Origin of the sequence: Arthrobacter sp. FX8 (assembly GCF_026723805.1) — a bacterium.
In the GTDB taxonomy this organism is placed as follows: Bacteria; Actinomycetota; Actinomycetes; order Actinomycetales; family Micrococcaceae; genus Arthrobacter.
In genome coordinates this window covers 2,844,647-2,864,583 of record NZ_CP113505.1, presented here as the reverse complement: position 1 = coordinate 2,864,583, position 19,937 = coordinate 2,844,647, and the positions used below count along the sequence as shown (strand labels likewise).

The 19,937-nt window shown below is 66.6% G+C and carries 18 protein-coding genes and 1 pseudogene; 16 read left to right on the top strand and 3 right to left on the bottom strand.

Annotated elements, in window-relative coordinates:
- The first annotated feature begins 79 nt into the window (after window positions 1-79).
- From OUO20_RS13360 to OUO20_RS13350, 3 genes are all read left to right on the top strand, one after another.
- Window positions 80-1,219, top strand: a complete 1,140-nt coding sequence (locus OUO20_RS13360) for a 3-deoxy-7-phosphoheptulonate synthase (protein ID WP_018768903.1) — start codon at window positions 80-82, stop codon at window positions 1,217-1,219.
- A gap of 154 nt (window positions 1,220-1,373) precedes the next feature.
- Window positions 1,374-1,586, top strand: a complete 213-nt coding sequence (locus tag OUO20_RS13355) for a helix-turn-helix domain-containing protein (protein WP_018768902.1) — start codon at window positions 1,374-1,376, stop codon at window positions 1,584-1,586.
- A 151-nt stretch (window positions 1,587-1,737) separates the two neighbouring features.
- Complete coding sequence (locus tag OUO20_RS13350; RefSeq protein ID WP_003792170.1) at window positions 1,738-1,836, top strand: 30S ribosomal protein bS22; 99 nt, start codon at window positions 1,738-1,740, stop codon at window positions 1,834-1,836.
- A gap of 79 nt (window positions 1,837-1,915) precedes the next feature.
- Here OUO20_RS13350 and OUO20_RS13345 read toward each other — a convergent pair whose 3' ends face one another.
- Window positions 1,916-2,734 (bottom strand): HAD family hydrolase, encoded by an 819-nt coding sequence (locus tag OUO20_RS13345; protein ID WP_018768901.1) that lies wholly within the window; start codon window positions 2,732-2,734, stop codon window positions 1,916-1,918.
- A gap of 78 nt (window positions 2,735-2,812) precedes the next feature.
- On the opposite strand from OUO20_RS13345, the gene OUO20_RS13340 reads away from it, so the two are divergent.
- Both OUO20_RS13340 and OUO20_RS13335 read left to right on the top strand, forming a co-directional pair.
- Window positions 2,813-3,067: a glutaredoxin family protein gene (locus tag OUO20_RS13340; protein ID WP_018768900.1), complete on the top strand. Its 255-nt coding sequence runs from the start codon at window positions 2,813-2,815 to the stop codon at window positions 3,065-3,067.
- A gap of 93 nt (window positions 3,068-3,160) precedes the next feature.
- The gene (locus OUO20_RS13335; RefSeq protein WP_018768899.1) at window positions 3,161-3,865 is read left to right on the top strand and encodes a redox-sensing transcriptional repressor Rex; all 705 of its coding nucleotides are present in this window, start codon (window positions 3,161-3,163) and stop codon (window positions 3,863-3,865) included.
- 112 nt (window positions 3,866-3,977) lie between these two features.
- Here the strand turns inward: OUO20_RS13335 and OUO20_RS13330 are convergent, their stop codons facing one another.
- Entirely contained in the window at window positions 3,978-4,829 is an 852-nt protein-coding gene (locus tag OUO20_RS13330; RefSeq protein WP_268001925.1) for a hypothetical protein, read from the bottom strand.
- Between the two features lie 208 nt (window positions 4,830-5,037).
- Window positions 5,038-5,586 (bottom strand): YceI family protein, encoded by a 549-nt coding sequence (locus OUO20_RS13325; RefSeq protein WP_018768897.1) that lies wholly within the window; start codon window positions 5,584-5,586, stop codon window positions 5,038-5,040.
- A 215-nt stretch (window positions 5,587-5,801) separates the two neighbouring features.
- Between OUO20_RS13325 and OUO20_RS13320 the strand changes: the two genes are divergently transcribed.
- From OUO20_RS13320 to OUO20_RS13270, 11 genes and pseudogenes are all read left to right on the top strand, one after another.
- Window positions 5,802-6,482 (top strand): histidine phosphatase family protein, encoded by a 681-nt coding sequence (locus tag OUO20_RS13320; RefSeq protein WP_026265708.1) that lies wholly within the window; start codon window positions 5,802-5,804, stop codon window positions 6,480-6,482.
- A 35-nt stretch (window positions 6,483-6,517) separates the two neighbouring features.
- Window positions 6,518-7,096: a TlpA family protein disulfide reductase gene (locus OUO20_RS13315; RefSeq protein ID WP_056393113.1), complete on the top strand. Its 579-nt coding sequence runs from the start codon at window positions 6,518-6,520 to the stop codon at window positions 7,094-7,096.
- Window positions 7,097-7,110: 14 nt separating this feature from the next.
- The gene (locus tag OUO20_RS13310) at window positions 7,111-7,866 is read left to right on the top strand and encodes a cytochrome c biogenesis CcdA family protein (RefSeq protein ID WP_268001924.1); all 756 of its coding nucleotides are present in this window, start codon (window positions 7,111-7,113) and stop codon (window positions 7,864-7,866) included.
- Complete coding sequence (gene resB / locus OUO20_RS13305) at window positions 7,866-9,644, top strand: cytochrome c biogenesis protein ResB (RefSeq protein WP_018768892.1); 1,779 nt, start codon at window positions 7,866-7,868, stop codon at window positions 9,642-9,644. The genes OUO20_RS13310 and resB overlap by 1 nt, the downstream gene beginning before the upstream one ends.
- Window positions 9,644-10,756, top strand: coding sequence for a c-type cytochrome biogenesis protein CcsB (gene ccsB / locus OUO20_RS13300; RefSeq protein WP_018768891.1), 1,113 nt, complete (start codon window positions 9,644-9,646; stop codon window positions 10,754-10,756). Before resB ends, ccsB begins: the two co-directional genes overlap by 1 nt.
- Window positions 10,757-10,953: 197 nt before the next feature.
- On the top strand, window positions 10,954-11,316 hold the full coding sequence (locus tag OUO20_RS13295) for an Hsp70 family protein (RefSeq protein ID WP_268001923.1): 363 nt from the start codon (window positions 10,954-10,956) through the stop codon (window positions 11,314-11,316).
- On the top strand, window positions 11,307-12,755 hold the full coding sequence (locus OUO20_RS13290) for an Hsp70 family protein (RefSeq protein ID WP_326498095.1): 1,449 nt from the start codon (window positions 11,307-11,309) through the stop codon (window positions 12,753-12,755). The genes OUO20_RS13295 and OUO20_RS13290 overlap by 10 nt, the downstream gene beginning before the upstream one ends.
- Window positions 12,756-13,039: 284 nt before the next feature.
- Window positions 13,040-15,138, top strand: a pseudogene (locus OUO20_RS13285) (LuxR C-terminal-related transcriptional regulator).
- Window positions 15,139-15,303: 165 nt separating this feature from the next.
- The gene (locus OUO20_RS13280) at window positions 15,304-16,422 is read left to right on the top strand and encodes an IniB N-terminal domain-containing protein (RefSeq protein ID WP_056392675.1); all 1,119 of its coding nucleotides are present in this window, start codon (window positions 15,304-15,306) and stop codon (window positions 16,420-16,422) included.
- A 154-nt stretch (window positions 16,423-16,576) separates the two neighbouring features.
- A complete protein-coding gene (locus OUO20_RS13275; protein ID WP_018768887.1) occupies window positions 16,577-18,445 on the top strand; it encodes a dynamin family protein in 1,869 nt (622 codons plus the stop codon).
- Window positions 18,442-19,935, top strand: a complete 1,494-nt coding sequence (locus OUO20_RS13270) for a dynamin family protein (RefSeq protein WP_268001922.1) — start codon at window positions 18,442-18,444, stop codon at window positions 19,933-19,935. The genes OUO20_RS13275 and OUO20_RS13270 overlap by 4 nt, the downstream gene beginning before the upstream one ends.
- Window positions 19,936-19,937: the final 2 nt, after the last annotated feature.

The following is a 19,937-nucleotide window of genomic DNA, read 5'->3' as shown; positions in this document are numbered from 1 at the left end:
GATTATTCTCTGCCCTTCGCCGTTTCTCCGGCGGGTTCTGAAATCCGGGCCCGCTTCCCATCTGGAACAGGACCCGAACATGAGCACCGCAACAGCACCGGCACAAACCACCTCAAACCAGCGCGCCAGCGACACTAAGTCCACGTCCAACCTGCGCGTCAGCGAGTTCACTCCGCTGCCCACTCCTTCCGACCTTCTCGCGGAACTGCCGCTGGACGCCCGGGCCGCTGCCGTCGTCGAACGCGGCCGCGATGAAGTGCGCGCCATCATGGACGGCGTGGACGACCGCCTGCTGGTCATCGTGGGTCCCTGCTCCATCCACGACCCCAAGGCAGGGCTGGAATACGCCCGCCGGCTGGTCAGCCAGGCGGAGAAGCACAAGGAAGACCTGCTGATCGTCATGCGGACGTACTTCGAAAAGCCGCGCACTACCGTGGGCTGGAAGGGCCTGATCAACGATCCACGGCTGGACGGCACCCATGACATGGTCACCGGCCTCCGCACCGCCCGGCTGTTCCTGCAGCAGGTCACCGCGCTGGGCCTCCCCACGGCAACGGAGTTCCTCGAACCGATCAGCCCCCAGTACATGGCGGACCTGATCTCATGGGGTGCCATCGGTGCCCGCACCACCGAGAGCCAGATCCACCGCCAGCTTGCCTCCGGCCTCTCCATGCCCATCGGCTTCAAGAACGGGACCGACGGCGGCCTCCAGGTGGCCATCGATGCATGCGGTGCCGCGGCGGCGGCGCAGGCCTTCCTGGGGATCGACGGCGACGGCCGGGCTGCGCTGGTGGCAACGGCTGGAAACCCGGACACCCACGTGATCCTGCGCGGCGGCCGCAAGGGACCCAACTACTCAGCGGCCGATGTGGAACGCGCCTCCGGTGAACTGGCAGGCAAGGGGCTGAACCCGCGGCTGATCGTGGATGCCAGCCATGCCAACAGCGGCAAGAGCCACCACCGGCAGGCTGAGGTGGCCCTGGAGATTGGCGCCCAGCTGGAGCAGGGCGGGGCTGCCGCGCGGGCCGTGGCCGGCGTGATGCTGGAAAGCTTCCTGGTGGGCGGCGCGCAAAACCTGGATGTTGCCGAGCACGCGGCCGGACGCGCGGAGCTGGTGTACGGGCAAAGCGTCACGGATGCGTGCATGGACTGGGACGTTTCCGCGTCCGTCCTTGAGCAGCTGGCGGCATCGGCACGGAAGCGGCGGCAGTCAGATTAGGGGCTGAAATAGGGGAAGCACTACTTTCACATCTGCCACATGAACATCTAGAGTATCTTTTTAGGTGGTTGGTGGATGGCTCAGCATCGTAACACCGCATTGGCACGTACCTGGGGTCACTGTTGTCCATCCGTCAGCAAAGGAAAATAGGGAAATGTCGGCAGAACAGAACTTCTCCAACGCGAAGTTCCTGACCGTGGCTGAAGTAGCCGAGGTCATGCGGGTCTCCAAAATGACTGTTTACCGGCTGGTCCACTCCGGCGAAATGCCGGCGGTGCGCTTCGGCCGCTCCTACCGGGTCCCCGAAAACGCCGTCGAACAGTACCTCAGGGGTGCTGTCGTGGAAGGCCACACCGAAACCGCCTGAGACTGCCTGTCCTGAGCGGCTCCCGATAAGCGGTACCCTGTTAAGGAACGTTTTACGTCATTGTAAGAATCTGTCAGTTGTTCAGTTCGTAGCTTTGTCCACGGACATTCTCCATCAGACAGGTACTGCATCTAGTTTGTAAGGAACTTTCGTGGGTTCAGTTATTAAGAAGCGTCGCAAGCGTATGGCCAAGAAGAAGCACCGCAAGCTGCTTCGCAAGACCCGTCACCAGCGCCGCAACAAGAAGTAGCGATACTTCAAGCAGCGTGGAAATGCCCGTCGCCTTCCAAGGCGGCGGGCATTTCGTTTAACCCGGCAAGAGGTAAGAATTATGCCCGCGGGCCGCGGATGCGGGCGAAGCCCTTCCAGAGGCCGTAGATGGCCCCGCCGAAGGTGGCCGCCTTGAGTCCCAATGTCGCGGCACGGCGGCCTGCGCGGAAATCGTAAACCGGCCAGTTGCGGTCGCGGGCGTGGCGTCGCAGCCTGGCGTCCGGATTTATGGCCACCGGATGGCCCACCAGCGACAGCAGCGGGACGTCGTTGTAGGAGTCGCTGTAGGCCCAGCAGCGCTTGAGGTCCAGGCCCTCATCATCGGCGATGGCCTGCACGGCCACGGCCTTGGCCGAGCCGTGCAGGATGTCTCCCACCAGCCGCCCGGTGTACAGGCCGTCCGAGACCTCCCCCACGGTCCCCAGGGCTCCGGTCAGTCCCAGCCGGGTGGAGATTACGGTGGCCACTTCGATGGGGGTGGCTGTCACCAGCCAGACGCGGCGGCCCACCCTCAGGTGCTGTTGCGCCAGCGCTTTGGTGCCGGGCCAGATCCGGGACGCGATCATCTCGTCATAGACTTCTTCGCCCAGCGCCTTGATGTCATCCACACTGATGCCTACGGCCAGGGTCAGGGCCGAGTCCCGGACGGCATGGACATCGTCCATGTTCTCGCCGCGGGCCACAAACTTGAACTGCTTCCAGGCCATACCCGCCGCCTGCCTCAGGGTGAAGGCTCCCCGCTGGTGCATCTTGCGGGCCACATGGAACAGGCTGGCACCCCGCATCAGGGTGTTGTCCACATCGAAGAACGCCGCCTCGCCGGGCTGCGGCGCAGCAACCGGCCGTGTGACTACGGCGACGTATTTCTCCTGGGGCATGGAGTTGAGTCTAGTCAATCCACTGGCCCGCCGCCGTCGGCGTCAGCCTCACGCCGGGAACGGCGATACCGTTAAGCCATGGCTACACCCCGCGTCGTCCTGGTCACCAAAGCTGACTGCCACCTTTGTGAGGAGGCGCGCGACGCCGTCGGCCGGGTCACTGCCTCATTGGGCCTTACCTGGAGCGAAGAGCTGGTGGACAACCAGCCTGAACTGCGGGAGCGCTACGCCGAAGAGATCCCGGTGGTCCTGGTGGACGGCGTGCAGCGCGACTTCTGGAAGATCGACGAGGTCCGGCTGGCACGCGTGCTGCAGCGCGCCATGGGCCGGTAGGGCAGTGGCGGCAGTTTCTGATGGTCCTGGTTTTGAAGGCATGAGCGGCAGGGACCTAGAGTGGACTCACAACGCGACGCAAGGGAGGTGCGGGTGACATCCCTGGGTTCTTCGCCCCAGTCTGTCCCGGACCTTCCGGATGCCACGGGCGCATTGACCAAGCAGATACCTCCTGCCGCCGTGGCCCGGCTCACCATCTACCTCCGTGCCCTGAACACATTGCTGTCCGAGGGCGTGGAGCGCGTTTCCTCCGAATCCCTGGCAGAAGCCTCCGGCGTCAGTTCTTCAACCCTCCGCAAGGACCTCTCCCATGTGGGGTCCTATGGCACCAGGGGCGTCGGTTATGAGGTGCAGTACCTCAGCCGCCACATCGCCGCCGCGCTCGGACTGACCCACGACTGGAAAGTGGCCATTGTGGGCGCCGGCAACTTGGGCAAGGCGCTGGCACGCTACGGCGGCTTTGAGTCGCGCGGGTTCGATGTGGTGGCCATCTTCGACGCCGACCAGATGGTGGTGGGCAACGAGGTGGGATGGCTGCGCGTCAGCGACGTGGCAGACCTGGAGACCGTCCTGCACCGCACCGGGGCCAACATGGTGGTCCTGGCCCTTCCCGCGGCCGTCGCGCAGGGCGTTTGCGACCGTGTGGTGGCGGCAGGCGTGCGCAGCGTGCTGAGCTTTGCACCCGTGATGCTGCAGGTTCCCGAAGGGGTCAATCTTCGCAAGGTGGACATGGCCACTGAACTCCAGATCCTGGCCTACCACGCCCAGCGGGCCCAGACGCCCGGGCAGACGGCCTAGGGTTTCCCTGGAAGTTTCCCCCGGCCCAAGTCTTGGCGGACCCGTTAAAGCAGGTGGCCCGGGATGCGAATGATGCATCCCGGGCCGCGTGCAGTGTCAGCGGGCGGAGTGGCTACCGCCCGTACGGGTTGCCGAAGCCGCCCGAATAGGGGTTGGCGAAAGGCTGCTGCTTCCGGAAGTACGGGGCGGCTGCCGGAAGGTAGAGCAGCACGATGGCCGCAATTCCCAGGAGCGTTCCGATGGTGGCAAAGCTGGGGGGACCAAAGAGTCCGAAGACGGACAGTGCAGCGAAGACCGTTCCCAGGATGCGGGCCCAGTTCTTGCCCTTTCGGACGAAGAAGGCCACCAGCAGGTAGAGGGCCACGCCAATGATCGCGAACACCACCAGGGTGCCGGCGATGACCCCCTTAATGTCGTCATAGGTGACTCCACTGGCGCCTCCGGCCGCCATCTGGTCCTCGAATGTCCGCCGGAACACCGGATCATCCAGCTGCGTCAGCCCGGTCAGCAGGGAGATCACGAAGATCACTGCCGACGCGATCAACAGCCAGAACGAGATGTTCACCAGCTGCGGGACGCCGTTGCCTCCGGCCGGCTGCGGCTGCTCCGACGGGTACTGGCCGTAGGGGGACTGCCCGTAGGGCGGCTGGCCGTACTGGGGTGCATTCTGCCCGAACTGGGCGCCATACTGCGGCGGGTTCTGGCCGTAGCCCGGGGCCTGCGGCGCATTCTGGCCGTACTGGGGCTGATTTTGGCCGTACTGCGGCGCTGCCGGCGGCTGGTTCTGGCCGTACTGGGGCGCGTTCTGCCCAAATTGCGGGGCGTTCCGGCCATACTGCGGCGCATTCTGCCCGTAGCGGGGCTGCTGCTGGTCTCCGGACTGGGGGCTGCCGGCCTGTTCATGCCCCGGCTGGTCGTTGCTGGGGTCTTGGGGCGACGGGGGCGGGACGGGAGGAGTACTCATGGCGTTCCTTCTGCAGGTCGGGATCCGGGTAGGCTGCCGGGAATCAGTCCTCTGCCTTCCCCCAGCATGGCTTAAGTCCACCGTACCCCCGGCGGGCGGCGTTGTGGGTGATTCAGCGGGTATTGGCGCAGGTGGTTGCCGTTGAACAGGGAACCCCGGCGCCAGGCCGGGGAGGCCTGGTGCCGGGGTTGTGCCCTGGCGGGCGGAACTACGCTGCGGGCGCGATGAAGGCGAGTTCGAGGTTGATGGCAACCTTGTCGCTGACCAGCACGCCGCCGGCTTCCAGGACGGCGTTCCAGGTGAGGCCGAAGTCCTTGCGGCTGATGGTGGTCTCGGCGGAGACGCCGGCGCGGGTGTTGCCGAACGGATCAACGGCAACACCGTTGAATTCGGTTTCCAGGGTCACCGGGCGGGTGACACCCTTGATGGTCAGGTCGCCGGTGAGCTCGTAGCTGTTGCCCTTGGCCACCAGGCCGTTGGATACGAAGGAGATCTCGGGGAACTTCTCCACATCGAAGAAGTCCTCGCCCTTGACGTGGCCGTCGCGGTTGGCGTCGCCGGAGTCGAAGCTGGCGGTCTGGATGGTGGCGTTGATCCTGGACTCAGCCACATCCTGGCCCAGGTCCAGCGTGGCGGCGGCCTCTTTGAACTGGCCGCGGACCTTGCTGATGCCGGCGTGCCGGACAGTGAAGCCGATCTCGCTGTGGGAGTTGTCCAGGGTCCAGGTGCCGGTGGTGACGTCTGCGGGAAGTGCCATGATGTTGCTCCTTGTAAAGGTGTATGTACTGAGGTCCTGCCGTTGAACCTTCATCTGTTGAAGCCTCAACTAACTTGCTGCATCCAGTATAAACATGCATTTGCATGTTTTGTTCCCGTCCACGGAACATTTCTTCAAGAACTTAAGTTCTACTCTTTGTAGAAGGAGCGGCCCGAGATTTCGGATCGCACGCCATCTTTGAGAAACTGGTAAACATGCCCCAAGCCACTGTCCATCTGCTCCGCCACGGCGAGGTCCATAACCCCGAGGGCGTTCTCTATGGGCGGCTTCCCGAATTCCACCTCTCCGAACTGGGGCAGGAGATGGCCCGGACGCTAGCCGAATACTTCCGGCAGCGCGCCGAACGCGGCGCCCGCATCACCTACCTGGCCGCCTCCCCACTGGACCGCGCGCAGGAAACGGCGCGGCCGACGTCGGAAGCCCTGCAGCTGCAGGTCCACACCGACGAGCGGATCATCGAAGCGGAAAACTACTTTGAGGGCATGAAGGTCACCAAGGCCGAACTCCGCCGGCCCAGGCACTGGCCGCACCTGGTCAACCCGCTGCGCCCCTCCTGGGGCGAACCGTACAAGGAGCAGGCCGCGAGGGTGGCGGCCGCGGCGCAGGACGCCCGGCTGCGGGCCATCGAACTTGCTGCCGGCGACTTCGGTGCCCACGGCCCCGAGGCGATCCTGGTGAGCCACCAACTGCCGATCTGGGCTGCCCGGCTCAGCGCCGAAGGCCGGCCCCTGTGGCACGACCCACGCAAGCGCGAGTGCACCCTGACGTCCGTCACGTCCCTGGTGTTCGACGACGACGGCTCGCTTTTGCGGGTCGAGTACAGCGAACCCGCGGCGTCCCTTCTTCCCGGTGCCGCCAGCACCCCTGGAGCCTAGAAGTGAGCAACAACAACCTCCCCTCCCGCCGCAGCATGCTCGCCGCCGGCGGCATGGCCCTGACCGCACTGACCCTGGGCCTCTCCGGCTGTGCCCAGGAGGATGCGCTGGCCAAGCAGGCCAAGGCAGGGGACAACAAGAACTATGTGGCCGGCGACGGCTCCGTGACAGAGTTCGCCGCCGGGGACCGCAAGGAAGCCGTGCAGATCCAGGGTGCGCTTTTCAACGGCACTGCGGTAACCCCGGCCGACTTCCAGGGCAAGGTGAGCGTCCTGAATTTCTGGTTCGCCGCCTGCGCGCCGTGCCGCGTGGAAGCTCCCCTCCTGGAAGCGCTGCACCAGGAGTTCAAGGACCAGGGCGTGCAGTTCTTCGGCGTCAACCTCCGGGACGAGAAACCCACGGCGGAGGCGTTCGAAAAGACCTTCAACCTGACCTACCCGAGCTTTGACGACAAGGACGGAAGCGTCCTGCTGTCCGTGTCCGGCCTGGTACCGCCCGGCGCCGTGCCCACCACCCTGGTCCTGGACAAGCAGGGACGGGTGGCCTCGCGCGTCCTCGGCGAGATCGAGAAGGGCACCCTGAAAGCCCTCATCACCGCCGCCGTGGCCGAGTAGGGCGGGCCGGGAGCATGAACAGCCCCTTCGCCGAAGCCATCCTCAGCGGCTCCATCCTGCTGGCCATTCCGGTGGCACTGCTTGCCGGACTGGTCTCCTTCCTTTCCCCCTGCGTCCTTCCCCTGGTTCCTGGCTACCTGGGTTACGTCACGGGCCTGAGCGGCGTGGACCTGCAAAAGCAGAAGCGCGGCCGGATGCTGGCCGGGATCGGGCTCTTCGTCCTGGGCTTCTCGGTGATCTTCGTCCTGCTGGGCGGCGCATTCGGTCAGTTGGGCACCCTCATTACCGGCAGCCAGAATGCCTGGATCACCCAGCTCCTGGGGGTCCTGGTGATCATCATGGGCATTGTCTTCATGGGCGGCTTCAGCTGGCTCCAGCGGGACGCCAAGATCCACGCCAAGCCGCCCGCCGGGCTCTGGGGAGCACCGCTGCTGGGCCTGACCTTCGGCCTGGGCTGGGCGCCGTGCATCGGCCCCACCTACTCGGCCGTGCAGCTCCTCAGCCTTTCCGGCGGCTCCTCGGCCGCCAAGGGCGCCTTCCTGGCATTCGTCTACAGCCTGGGACTGGGCATTCCGTTCCTGTTGATCGCGCTGGCCCTGCGCCGCGGAATGGGCGTCATGGCGTTCTTCCGCAAGCACCGCGTTGCCATCCAGCGGACCGGCGGCGGAATCCTGGTGGTGCTGGGCCTGCTGATGGCCACCGGCGTATGGGGAGCCTGGGTGACCGGGCTGCAGTACTGGTTCCAAACCGACGTGAAGTTGCCGATCTGATGAGCGAGCGTGTGAACGTAAAGAAGAAGCAATCCGCCCCCGTAGCGGAGGCAAAAGCCCAGGCCGCCCTTCCGGCCCTGGGCCCCAAGGGCATGCTGCGGTGGGCCTGGACCCAGCTGACCAGCATGCGCACCGCGCTGTTCCTGCTGCTGCTCCTCGCCGTCGCCGCCGTCCCCGGATCCCTGTTCCCGCAGCGGCCCGCCAACCCGGCCGTAGTGACCCAGTACATCAAGGACCATCCGGACTACGGCAAGCTGCTGGACTCCCTGCAGCTCTATGACGTCTACTCCTCGGCCTGGTTCTCGGCGATCTACCTCCTGCTGTTCATCTCGCTGATCGGCTGCGTGGTGCCGCGTGCCATCGCCCACTACAAGGCCATGCGCTCCCAGCCGCCACGGACGCCGCAGCGCCTGTCCCGGCTGCCGGAATACGGCACCCTGGTGATTCCCGCCCGCACCGGCATCCCGGCGTCGGAGGCCATCAACAGTGCGGCCGGACTGCTGCGGAAGCGCGGCTACCGGGTGGAGGTCAGGGACGCCGACGGCAACCGCCCGTCCCTGGGGGCCGAGCGCGGCTTCCTGAAGGAAGTGGGCAACCTCGTCTTCCACACCTCGCTCATCGGCGTGCTGGTGGCCGTGGCCGCAGGCGGCCTGTTCGGCTACAGCGGCCAGCGCATCCTGGTGGAAGGCGACACGTTCGTGAACACCCTGGTGGGCTACGACCAGTTCAACCCGGGCACCAACTTCCAGTCCAGCCAGCTGCAGCCGTACTCGCTCCAGCTGGACAAGTTCAACATCACGTTCGACCGCGAATCCAAGGGCAAGTTCGGCCAGCCCATCGACTTCGCCGCCACGGTGACCACCAAGGAAAACCCGGACGCTCCAGCCAAGCAGGAAATCCTGAAGGTCAACGATCCCGTGACCCTGGGCGGCACCAGCATCTACCTCACCGGCAACGGCTACGCACCGGTGGTGACCGTACGGGACGGCGCCGGCAACGTGGCCATGCAGGGCCCGGTGGTGGCCAAGCTGCAGGGCGATAACTACTACTCGTCCGTGGTGATCAAGGTTCCGGACGCCCAGCCGGACCAGCTGGGGTTCGTGGGCTTCTTCCTCCCCACCGCGTTCGTGACGGACAAGAACGTTTCGTTCAGTGCCGACCCCGAACTGTTCAACCCCCAGCTGACCCTGAACTCCTACTACGGGGACCTGGGCCTGAACACCGGTGCCCCGCAGAACGTCTTCGAACTGGATGTCAAGAACCTGACGCCGCTCAACGCCAGGAACCTCGCGGCCGGCGGCATCACGCTGGCACCCGGCTCCACCTTCACACTGCCGGACGGCAAGGGCACCATCAGTTTCGACGGCGTGAAGCGGTACATCGGCGTGGACATCCACCACAACCCCGGGCAGGTCTACGCCCTGGTCTTCGCTTTGCTGGCCGTGGCCGGCCTGATCCTCTCGCTCTACGTCAACCGCCGGCGCGTCTGGGTACGGACGGGCACCGCCGCGGACGGCCGCACCATGGTGGAATACGGACTCCTGGCCCGCGGCGAGGACCACCGCCTCGCGGGCGAGGCGGCAGCGCTCCGGAAACTGTTCTCCGCCGAGTGGCAGTTGCCGGAAGACACCGAAGACACGGGCCAGTCCCAGCAAACTCCCAGCCGGCGGGGCGATAATGTCGCAGGCTCCGCCGCTAATGCCGCAGGCTCCGCCGCTAATGCCGCAGGCTCCGTCACCACCCCAGCAGGCCCCACCGGGCCCGAAAAGGACCAGTAATGCCATTTGGAATCAATGAAACCATGGGCCAGTACAGCGAACTCTTCATGCTGCTGGCGGCGGGTACCTACACGGTGGCCTTCATCGCCTTCGCCTGGGACCTGGCCAAGAGCAGCAAGGCGCTGCGCGCTGTGGACCTCAGGGCCGCGCAGGCCGGTGCTGCCGCCAAGGTCCCCGTAACCGCCGGCGTTGCTGCCGGAGCAGGGGCGCGCGAAGGATCCCGCGGTGTTGAGGCCCGACTGGACGGGCCGGCCGGACGGGCCGAGCGCCCGTCGTCGTCCGCCGCCAAAGCCAGCGGTGCAGGAACCGGAGGCTTCATGACTGCCGACGGCGACATGAAGTACGCCGCCGAGCGCCGGGTTCCGGCGCGTGTTGCGGTGGCCGTGACCACCCTTGCTGTCGTCATCCACGGCGCCGGCGTGGTCACCAGGGCCCTGGGCGCAGGCCGGGTGCCGTGGGGCAACATGTACGAATTCCTCACCACCGGCGCCTTCCTGGTGGCGGCCGTGTTCCTGCTCTCGCTGATCCGCCGCGACCTCCGCTTCCTGGGCACCTTCGTGGTGGGCCTGGTGATCATCATGCTGGTGGCTGCCTCGGTGGCGTTCTGGACCCCCGTGGGACACCTGGTTCCCGCCCTGCAGAGCTACTGGCTGGTCATCCACGTTTCCATCGCCGTGCTCTCCTCGGCGCTGTTCACCCTGACCTTCGCGATGTCCGCACTGCAGCTGGTGCAGACCCACCGGCAGAAGACCGTGGCCGCCGGCGGTGCCGACAAGCTCGGCTTCATGCGTCTGGTGCCCTCCGCGCTGAGCCTGGAAAACCTGTCCTACCGCATCAACGCCATCGCCTTCATCGGCTGGACCTTCACCCTCATGTTCGGTGCCATCTGGGCGGAAAAGGCCTGGGGCCGGTTCTGGGGGTGGGACACCAAGGAGGTCTGGACCTTCGTGATCTGGGTTGTCTACGCCGGCTACCTGCACGCCCGGGCCACCCGCGGCTGGACCGGAACACGGGCCGCCTGGCTGTCGATCGTGGGCTACCTTTGCGTGATCTTCAACTTCACCATCGTCAACCAGTTCTTTAACGGACTCCACTCCTACTCCGGCCTTTAAACAAGGGCCTTTCGGCCCCTAAAACGGGGGTTTCCGGGTCCTAAAACCGGGGGCGCAGTCGAGAGACGGCAACGGTCCGATAAATAACCATTCGATGTAGCAACAGGGGTGTTCCCCGGTCCTTCGGAAATGCTACGTTGGTGACGTTCCCTGTGATGAAGCTTGCAGGTGGACCACCAGCCTTTCGAGGTACCCCAATGAGCTACGCTCTCGCCGTTGACGTCGGGACCAGTTTCACGGCAGCTGCCGTTGTGCGCTTTAACCAAGGTCCCAACGCCGTGCCCGAATGCCTGCCCCTGGGCACGCGTGGAGCGTCTGTGCCCTCCGTGGTGTACTACCCGGAGGAAGGCGCGGTCCTGGTGGGGGAGGCGGCAGAACGCCGAGGACTGGACTCGCCGGAACGCGTGGTCCGGGAATTCAAGCGCCGGATTGGCGACGACGTACCCTTCGTCCTGGGCACCCTGGTCCTGCGGCCGGAGGACGTCTATGCCACCGTTGCCCGCTGGGTGGCGGACCGGGCCACCGAGCGTGAGGGGGCCCGGCGTCGGCCATTTTCCTGACCCACCCCGCAGCCTGGGGCAACCACCGGCTTTCCGTCGTCCGCGACGCCCTCGCCGCGCATGGCCTGGAGAACGTCACGCTCCTTCCCGAACCCGAGGCCGCAGCCCTGCATTACGCCTCCCAGGTGCGCGTGGAGGAAGGCAGCACCATCGCCGTGTACGACCTCGGCGGCGGCACGTTCGACACCGCCGTGCTGAGGAAGTGCGGCAGCAGCCGCTTTGAGCTCCTGGGGCACCCGGAGGGCATCGAGGACCTGGGCGGCGCCGACTTTGATGCCGCAGTGTTCCGGTACGTGGCTGCGCACACCGGGAACGCCCTGGACGATCTGGACACTGGCGACCCGGCGGTGCTGGGGGCCCTCACCCGGCTCCGCCGCGAATGCGTCGAGGCCAAGGAAGCACTCTCCGCGGACAGCGAATCCACCATTCCGGTGCTCCTGCCCGGCATCCAGCAGCAGATCCGGCTGGTCCGTTCAGAATTCGAGGCGCTGATCGAAGAGCCCGTACGGGAAACAGTGGAGGCGCTGGAGCACTCCCTGGCCCAGCTCCACCTGGTACCGGCAGACTTGTCCACGGTGCTGTTGATCGGGGGATCGTCCCGGATCCCCCTGGTGGCCCAGGTGGTGTCGGAGGAGCTGGACCGGCCTATCGCTGTGGATGCCGATCCCAAGTCCTCCATCTGCCTGGGGGCGGCAGTGGCAGCCGTCCTCGCCCACACGGCCGCAGTGGCGGCAGCAGCTGACCCGGCAGAAACTGAAGCGGACGCCCGGGAGGCGCCGGCCGCCGTCGTACCCTCCGACGTGCCGCCCGCTCCAACCGGCCCAGGCAGGCCCAGTTGGTCGCGGAAATATACGACGGCGGCAGGCGCCCCGGCAGGGCCAGTCGCCGTCCGCGGTGCCCGGCGCGGGGCGCGGGGCGCGCACGCGCCGAAGCCCACCGTCCGCGTGACCGCCGTGGCCGCGGCTGCTGCGGTCCTGACGGTCCTCACGGCAACGGCCGCGCAAAGCCCGGACGGTTTCGGAAGCCTGACTGCCATGTTCGTGCCGCAGGCCGGTGCCAGTACCACGGGAGGCTCCGCCGGCACCGATGCCGGCGGTTCGGACGCCGCCGGTGCAGGGGAGTCAGCAACCCCGGCCGCGGTGGCCCAACCACTCGCGGGCATCGAGGCCAGCGCCAGGAAACCCCTTGCTCCAGGGACCGGACTGGAAGCATCTGCCACGCCCCCGGCGGGCAGGCGGCAGGCAACGACGGGCCGGCGGCTGGAAGCAGCGCGATTGCCGACGGACCTGTCGTCGCAGCGGCGGCAGCCCCCGATGCGCTTGCCGGCTCCGGGGGACAACGGGCGGGTCAGGCGTTGCTCCCGAGGCCGTTACGGTGGTTCCCACGCCCGCTTCCGACACCCCGCAGGCAGGCGGTTCCGCCGACCCTACACAGAGTGAAGGCACCCCAACGCCCACCGACTCCGGGACGGCTGACCCGACGACTCCTGCGGCGACTGATTCGCCCACGGCAACTGAATCGCCTACACAGGACGACACCAGCCAGCCCACGCAGACAGAGAGCCCAAGTGCCACAACTGCCCCGGATCCCTCGATGACACCAACGGAGGTGGCCGTGGAAGCTACCGGCAGCCCAGCGCCGCAAGTAACACCGCTTGAACCCGAAACCACGTCCGCCGCAGCCGCCGTTGAAACGGCCACGACCGCCGCTCCGGGGGCCTGAGATGGACGGGCAGCTTCAGGACGGACAATTCCAACGGGAGGAACAACCCGGGGCGGCGTCCACGGGACCGGACCACCAGGGGCACCCGCTGCACGCTGCCGAGCAGATGGCCAAGCAGCTGAAGGGTGCCAACGCCGTGGTGCGGGAACTGCTGCTGGCGCTCTCGGTGGGCTTCGCCTTGCCGGGGCCGCTGCCTGCGGACCTGCAGCAAAAGTTCGGCAGCGGCGGGGCGGAGGACCTCGATGTCCTGGTGGACCGGGCCGAGGCCGCGGGACTGCTTGGGCCGGACGGCACCGTGGTGGGGACGGCGCAACATGCACTGCTGGCTGCCACACCCATTGCCAAGGTGCACGCGCTCCAGCGTGAGCTCGTGGGCGTCTACACGGCCGCCGGACAGCGGTTGGGTAATCTCGCCCGCGAGCTTGCCCGCGGCGGGCTCACCGACCCCCGGGTGGCTGCTGAACTGGAGCTGGCCGCGGACAGTGCGTTGGAGCATAACCCCCGGCTCGCATCGCAGCTTTACGAGGAGGCCCTCCTGGCGGGCGCCGATCCGGTAGCGACGGCAGCCCGCCGCGCGCAGGCGGCGGCCGGTGATGGTGAGCTTGATGCGGCTGCGCGCATCATTGACACCCTCCTGGTCAGCGCCGACCCGCGGGATGTGCGCCGGGGTGCGGATGTGGCCGCCTCCGTGTGGGCGCAAAGGGGCATGCTGGCCCGCGGGGCCGATGTTTACAACTGGTTGGGCCCCGAGCGTGTGGGCGTATCAGCGCCCCTCGCCGCCGTTGTCCTGATAGGAGTCGGAGACCGGTCTGGGGCGGAGGCGTTCTTCCAGCCCGCCGCGCCGGCAGCTTCCCCCACCCTTCTTGCCGCCACGCTGGTCCAGACGGGGCAGGGGGTCTTCGCATCCCTGGGGGAGAAACCACAACAGGGCATCTCCGTGCTGATCCATGCCTCGGACATGCTGAACTCGGCAGGCATATCGCTTCCGCTGCCGGAAACGCCGGCTGCGCTGGCAGCCTTGCTGGCCCTGCACACCGGTGAGCCGCACCTGGCGGAAACCGTCTGCCGGGCAGCGGCCGCTGCCGGGCAGGGAGGCAATGCCGCACAACCCAGGCTGCTGCTGCTGCAGGCCTGGGCGGACATGATGCAGGACAAACTCGAGGATGCCCGGCTTGCCGCCACGGAAGCCGCCAAGGCCAACCATTGGCCGCTGGTCCCGCGCGACGAGTTCATGTGCGCTGCACTTGAGGTGGGGCTAGCCCGGCGGAACGGTGACGTGCCGGAGCTCCTCAGGGCGTGGGAGCGGGCCCGCGAGGCCATGCTCCATACCTCGGTGGACCTCTACAACCTCCTGCCGTGGGGGAAATGCTGATTGCTGCTGCCCGCCTGCGCGAAACGCGGCGCGTGGCGCACTACCTGGAAGAAGCCTGGAAGCTGCTGGGGCGCCTGGACGAACCCGCGCTGTGGGCCGTTCCCCTGCACTGGGCCGGCGTCCAGGCCGCACTGCTGAATGAAAGCCCCGCCGATCTTGCTCCGCATGCCACTGCACTGGCCCGGGCCTCCGTCCACAGCCAGCTTGCCGCAGTCTTGGCCACCGCGGGAAAGGCCTGGGTTTCGGTGCTCGCCGGCCGCTTCCGTACTGCCGACGTGGAGGGCGCGGCCCGGCTGCTGGGCGCTGTAGGAATGCCCTGGGAGGGTGCAAGGCTGGCCGGCCACGCTGCCGCACGTGCTGACGAGCGGCGGGACATGATGCGCCTGCTGTCCTGCGCCCGGGACCTCCACCCGCAGGGCAACCCGGCCGGTGCCGCGTCAGGGGCCGCCATCCAGGCAGGAACCCCCGCCGACAACGGCGGCAGGGCGCACCAGCCGGACGGCTCCGGACTGAGTGAGCGGGAAAAGGAAGTTGCCAGGCTGGTGCTTGAGGGCAAAACCTACCGGGAAATCGGTGAGGCCATCTACATCTCGCCCAGGACGGCAGAACACCACATTGCCCGGATACGCCGCCGCCTGGGCGCCGAAAACCGGTCTGACCTGCTGGCCCGTTTACGGGTGGCCTTGGGCGTTGAGAATTCCCAGCACATGAACCCGCAACAGGAGTAGTCCCTAATGCCCCTAGCCGCGGACCCGGGAGCACCCCGGTACGGCTTCCACCGGTAGGGGGAATGCGCCCGATGCCCAGTCTCCGGCAGCGAACCTAGTTTTGAAGCAGCCAGACACGTTCCGCCGGATGATCCGCAACTCGACGAAGATGTGAGGACCACTCATATGCCAACACTCGCAAACGACCTTGTTCAATTCCTGATGCACCTCTTTGGCAGCCGCAAGGCAATCCAGGCGTTCCTGGACAACCCGGAGAAGACGCTGGCCGAACACGGCCTGGGCAACGTGTGCTTGGCCGACGTTGACGCTGCAATGCCTGTTGTCCTCGACTACGCTCCCATCACCGTCAACGCCTCGTCGTTCGAACGCGAATACAACACAGGCGGCAGCAGCGCATGGGCGGGCGCAGGTGCGTCGGCTGGCTCTGTGTCAGCGGGTTCTGTGGGGGGCGCAACAGCCATCCACGCCGGAAGCCAAGGAATGGTACATGGCATCCCGAACTACGACCAGGACGACCACGCCCACGCAGTACAGCAACTGCACAACGTGATAAACCACTTCTCCTACACCACCAGCACCACCACGGTTGACGACCGGGACACCATGACCGACCAGTCCGTCAACCAGAACATCTGGGCGCACGGAGACGTGGAGCAGTGGTTCGACAACGACGCCGTGGTGGCCACCGGGGACCGGGCCGTCGCCGCCGGCGATGACGCCGATCTCAGGGACTCGAACAACATCAGGGATTCCTACAACACCGATAACTCCACGGATAACTCCACGGACAACTCCATCCACGCCGGCGGGGACGTCGGCATCGGCAATGAGGAGACTGACATCTCGGACTCCTTCAACACCGACGTCGGCCTGGATGTTGACGATTCCTTCAACGACAACTCGGACAACTCCGACTACTCGGACCATTCGGACCACTCCGTCAGCACCGATACTGACCTCGATGTCCGCGACTCGTTCAACGACAATTCCGACAACTCCACCCAGGCCTCGGTGGAGGTGGAGGACTCCTTCAACCAGGACAGCTCCAGCACCACGACGCTGGAAGATTCGTTCAACCAGGACAACTCCACCGCCAGCACAGTGGATGTCAACGTGGAGGACTCCTTCCAGGACAATTCGGCCACGAGCATCGTGGAGGACAACGTGGTGGTGGCAGACAACCAGTTCGATTTCACGGAGGACAATTCCAGCCACACCGATATCGACCAGGACAACCACACCACCATCGACGATTCAGTGGTTGACGACTCCACCGTCCTGTAACACGCTGTTTCCGGGAGGCGAACCGCCCGGCAGGAGGCATCCCACCTTCTGCCGGGCTCTTCCCGTATTACCGAAGGCGCACTGGACACATTTTCCGCACTGGAACGAGGGGCACGCTGTGGCAGAAGCAGGACCGGCAAGGGCAGCGGGGCCCATGACGGCCGGCCAGCTGGTGAGGCTTGTTGACGAGGGCCTGCAGCTGGTGGGCGGCGGGGAGCGTGCGGACCTGCGCAGGAGGCTGGAGCAGGCCATGGCACGGCTGCAGGATCCCAGCATCCGGGTGATTGTGGTGGGGGAGTTCAAACAGGGGAAGAGCAAGCTCATCAATGCCCTGGTGAACGCGCCGGTGTGCCCGGTGGATGACGATATTGCCACCTCGGTTCCCACCATCGTCCGCTATGGTGAACCGGCCTCGGCCGCCGTGCTGGTCCCGGCAGCTGAAAAGGCGCCCGGGGAGGCTGCCGCCGACGGCCGGGAAGGAAACGTTGAGCGCCGGCCCGTCGACCTGGCAGAACTGCCGGCCCTCGTCTCGGAGCAGGGCAATCCGGGAAACAGCCTGAAGCTTGCGGCCGCGGAGGTCTGCCTGCCCCGACGGATCCTCACCGGTGGGCTCACCATCATCGATTCCCCTGGGGTGGGCGGCATGGGCTCCACCCACACCCTCACCACCCTTACCGCCCTTCCCACCGCGGATGCCATGCTGCTGGTCTCGGACGCCTCCCAGGAATACACGGAACCGGAACTGCGGTTCCTGCGCCAGGCCATGCGGATTACGCCCAGCGTTGCAGCCGTCCTTTCCAAGACGGACCTCTACCCGGACTGGCGCCGCGTAGGGGAACTGGACAGGACACACCTGGACCAGGTGGCACCGGACATTCCCCTGTTTCCCGTCTCCGCGGACCTCCGCCTTGAGGCCTCCCGGCTCCAGGACAGCGAGCTCAACGCGGAATCGGGCTTTCCCGGCCTGGTGGCCCATCTGCGCAACGATGTGGTGGGCAAGGCGCAGCGCATCCAGCGCCGCTCCGTCAGCCAGGACCTGCTGTCCGTGACGGACAACCTGCGGCTGTCCCTGCAGTCCGAGCTTGAGGCCCTGGAGAACCCTGCGGGTACGCCGCAGATGCTCGCGGACCTTGAGCAGGCGAAAACAGAGGCGGACGACATGCGGAAACGGTCTGCGCGCTGGCAGCTGACCCTCAGCGACGGCATCAACGACCTCATTGCCGACATGGAATACGACCTCCGGGACCGCCTGCGCCGGATCCAACGGGAAGCCGAGTCGGCCATCGACCAGGGCGATCCCGGGCCGGTCTGGACGGAATTTTCCCAGTGGCTCGAAGATTGCGCCGCCGCGGCGGTGTCGGACACCTTTGTCTGGACCAGCGAGCGGTCGCAGTGGCTGGCGGCGCAGGTGGCGGAACATTTCGCTGCCGACGAAGTATCGCTGCCCGTCCTGCACGTTGCCGATTCAGGGGACGCGCTGGATCCGGTCGACCAGATGGCGGAACTGGACCCGGGCCGGGTCAACCCAATCCAGAAAGTCCTGATCGGCATGCGCGGCTCCTATGGCGGCGTTCTGATGTTTGGCCTCCTCACAGGTATTTTCGGGATGGCCCTGATAAATCCCCTGTCGGTGGGCGCCGGACTGCTGCTGGGGCGCAAGGCCTACCGGGAGGACAAGGAAACGCGGCTCAAGCGGCGCCAGGGCGAGGCCAAGGCGCTGGTGAGGCGCCAGCTCGACGACGTGACGTTCCAGGTGGGAAAGCAGCTCAAGGACAGGCTGCGCCTGGTCCAGCGGACCATCCGGGACCACTTCACCGACATCGCGGACGAGTACCACAGGTCATTGTCGGATTCGGTGGCCGCGGCCCAGAAGGCCGCCAAATCGTATGCCGAGGAGAGGGAAGGGCGGATCCGGGAGATCAGGGCCGAACTCAAAAAAGTGGATGCGCTGCACCGGGCCGCGGAAGCCGTGGCCGCGGAGGTCATGGCCGCCGGGACCCGTGCCGGGGCGGGCGTTGGATGACGCCGTCCACCACGGCCGGGGCAGCCGGACTGATCCGGGAAGCGCTGGAGGTCTACGGCGACGACACCCAGGCTGCCGAAGCGCTGCGCGGCTACGCGCGGCGGCTTGCCGAGCCATTGCGGATTGCCATTGCCGGCATGGTGAAGGCAGGAAAGTCTACGCTCCTCAACGCCATCATTGGTGAGGAGATCGCGCCGACGGACACCGGCGAATGCACGCGGATCGTCACCTGGTACCGGCACGGCCACACTCCCCGCATCACGCTCCACCCCGTCACTGGGGAGCCCCGGAACCTGCCGTTGAAACGCGTGGACGGGCGCCTGGTCTTCGCCCTCGACGGCGTCGAGGCGGAGGAAGTGGAACGGCTCGACGTCGAATGGCCTGCGCCGGCCCTGCAGGCCATGACGCTGATCGACACCCCCGGCATCGCTTCCGTGTCCCAGGACGTGTCCGCACGGTCCATACGTTTCCTGACTCCGGAGGATTCGGCGTCGGAAGCTGATGCCGTCATCTACCTGATGCGCCACATGCACGCGTCCGATCTGAGGTTCCTGGAATCATTCCGCGACACCGCGGCGGGCCGCTCGGGTACGGTCAACGCCATCGCGGTGCTGTCCCGTACCGACGAGGTGGGAGCCGGACGGATCGACTCCCTGTTGTCCGCCGGCAGCATCGCGGAAAGGTACAGCCGGGACCCCAACCTCCGGAAGCTGGCACTGGGCGTTGTCCCGGTGGCCGGACTCCTGGCCCAAAGTGCCCGCACCCTGCGCCAGCCGGACTTTGAGGCCCTCCAGTTGCTGGCCACCCTGGACCGGGCCGCGCGCGAACGGATGTTGCTGTCCGCCGACAGGTTCCGCCGGTCCGGGGAACCCGTGGCACTGACGGAAGAGGCACGGTCCTCACTGCTGGAGCGCTATGGGCTTTTCGGTATCCGGCTGGCCGTGGTCCTTATCCGCAATGGCTACCCCGAGCCAACGCCCCTGGCCCATGAGCTGGCCCGGCGCAGCGGCCTGGATCCGCTGTTGGAGGTGCTGGACCGGCAGTTCCAGGCGCGGGCGGAAGCGTTGAAGGCCAGGACCGTGCTGGTGGCGGTGGGGAACCTCCTGGACAGCCGCCCCCGCGAGGGAACGCAAGAGTTGGCGGCGTCCCTGGAGCGCGTCCAGGCCAACGCGCATGAGTTCCGCGAACTCCGGCTGCTGGCGGCCCTGCGCACTGCCGGAGTGGACCTGGCTCCCGAACTGGCGGCGGAAGCTGAACGGCTCATTGGCGGCCGCGGCGCGGCGGCATCCCTGCGGCTCGGCATGGCGCCTGACTCCGGTCCGGACGTGCTGGCCGCTGAGGCGCGGCGCTGCCTGGCGCGGTGGCGCAGGGTTGCTGAAAGCCCGCTGACGGCCAGGTCCGCTGTTGAAACGTGCCGGGTGGTGATCCGCAGTTGCGAGGGTGTCCTTGCGGATTTCGCAGCCAGGGACGCCCAGGCGCAGTCAGCGTAGGG

Coding starts and splice junctions, on each gene's coding strand:
- OUO20_RS13360 (WP_018768903.1), top strand. CDS start 80: ATGAGCACCGCAACAGCACCGGCACAAACCACCTCAAACCAGCGCGCC.
- OUO20_RS13355 (WP_018768902.1), top strand. CDS start 1,374: ATGTCGGCAGAACAGAACTTCTCCAACGCGAAGTTCCTGACCGTGGCT.
- OUO20_RS13345 (WP_018768901.1), bottom strand. CDS start 2,734: ATGCCCCAGGAGAAATACGTCGCCGTAGTCACACGGCCGGTTGCTGCG.
- OUO20_RS13340 (WP_018768900.1), top strand. CDS start 2,813: ATGGCTACACCCCGCGTCGTCCTGGTCACCAAAGCTGACTGCCACCTT.
- OUO20_RS13330 (WP_268001925.1), bottom strand. CDS start 4,829: ATGAGTACTCCTCCCGTCCCGCCCCCGTCGCCCCAAGACCCCAGCAAC.
- OUO20_RS13325 (WP_018768897.1), bottom strand. CDS start 5,586: ATGGCACTTCCCGCAGACGTCACCACCGGCACCTGGACCCTGGACAAC.
- OUO20_RS13320 (WP_026265708.1), top strand. CDS start 5,802: ATGCCCCAAGCCACTGTCCATCTGCTCCGCCACGGCGAGGTCCATAAC.
- OUO20_RS13315 (WP_056393113.1), top strand. CDS start 6,518: ATGCTCGCCGCCGGCGGCATGGCCCTGACCGCACTGACCCTGGGCCTC.
- OUO20_RS13310 (WP_268001924.1), top strand. CDS start 7,111: ATGAACAGCCCCTTCGCCGAAGCCATCCTCAGCGGCTCCATCCTGCTG.
- resB (WP_018768892.1), top strand. CDS start 7,866: ATGAGCGAGCGTGTGAACGTAAAGAAGAAGCAATCCGCCCCCGTAGCG.
- ccsB (WP_018768891.1), top strand. CDS start 9,644: ATGCCATTTGGAATCAATGAAACCATGGGCCAGTACAGCGAACTCTTC.
- OUO20_RS13295 (WP_268001923.1), top strand. CDS start 10,954: ATGAGCTACGCTCTCGCCGTTGACGTCGGGACCAGTTTCACGGCAGCT.
- OUO20_RS13280 (WP_056392675.1), top strand. CDS start 15,304: ATGCCAACACTCGCAAACGACCTTGTTCAATTCCTGATGCACCTCTTT.
- OUO20_RS13275 (WP_018768887.1), top strand. CDS start 16,577: ATGACGGCCGGCCAGCTGGTGAGGCTTGTTGACGAGGGCCTGCAGCTG.
- OUO20_RS13270 (WP_268001922.1), top strand. CDS start 18,442: ATGACGCCGTCCACCACGGCCGGGGCAGCCGGACTGATCCGGGAAGCG.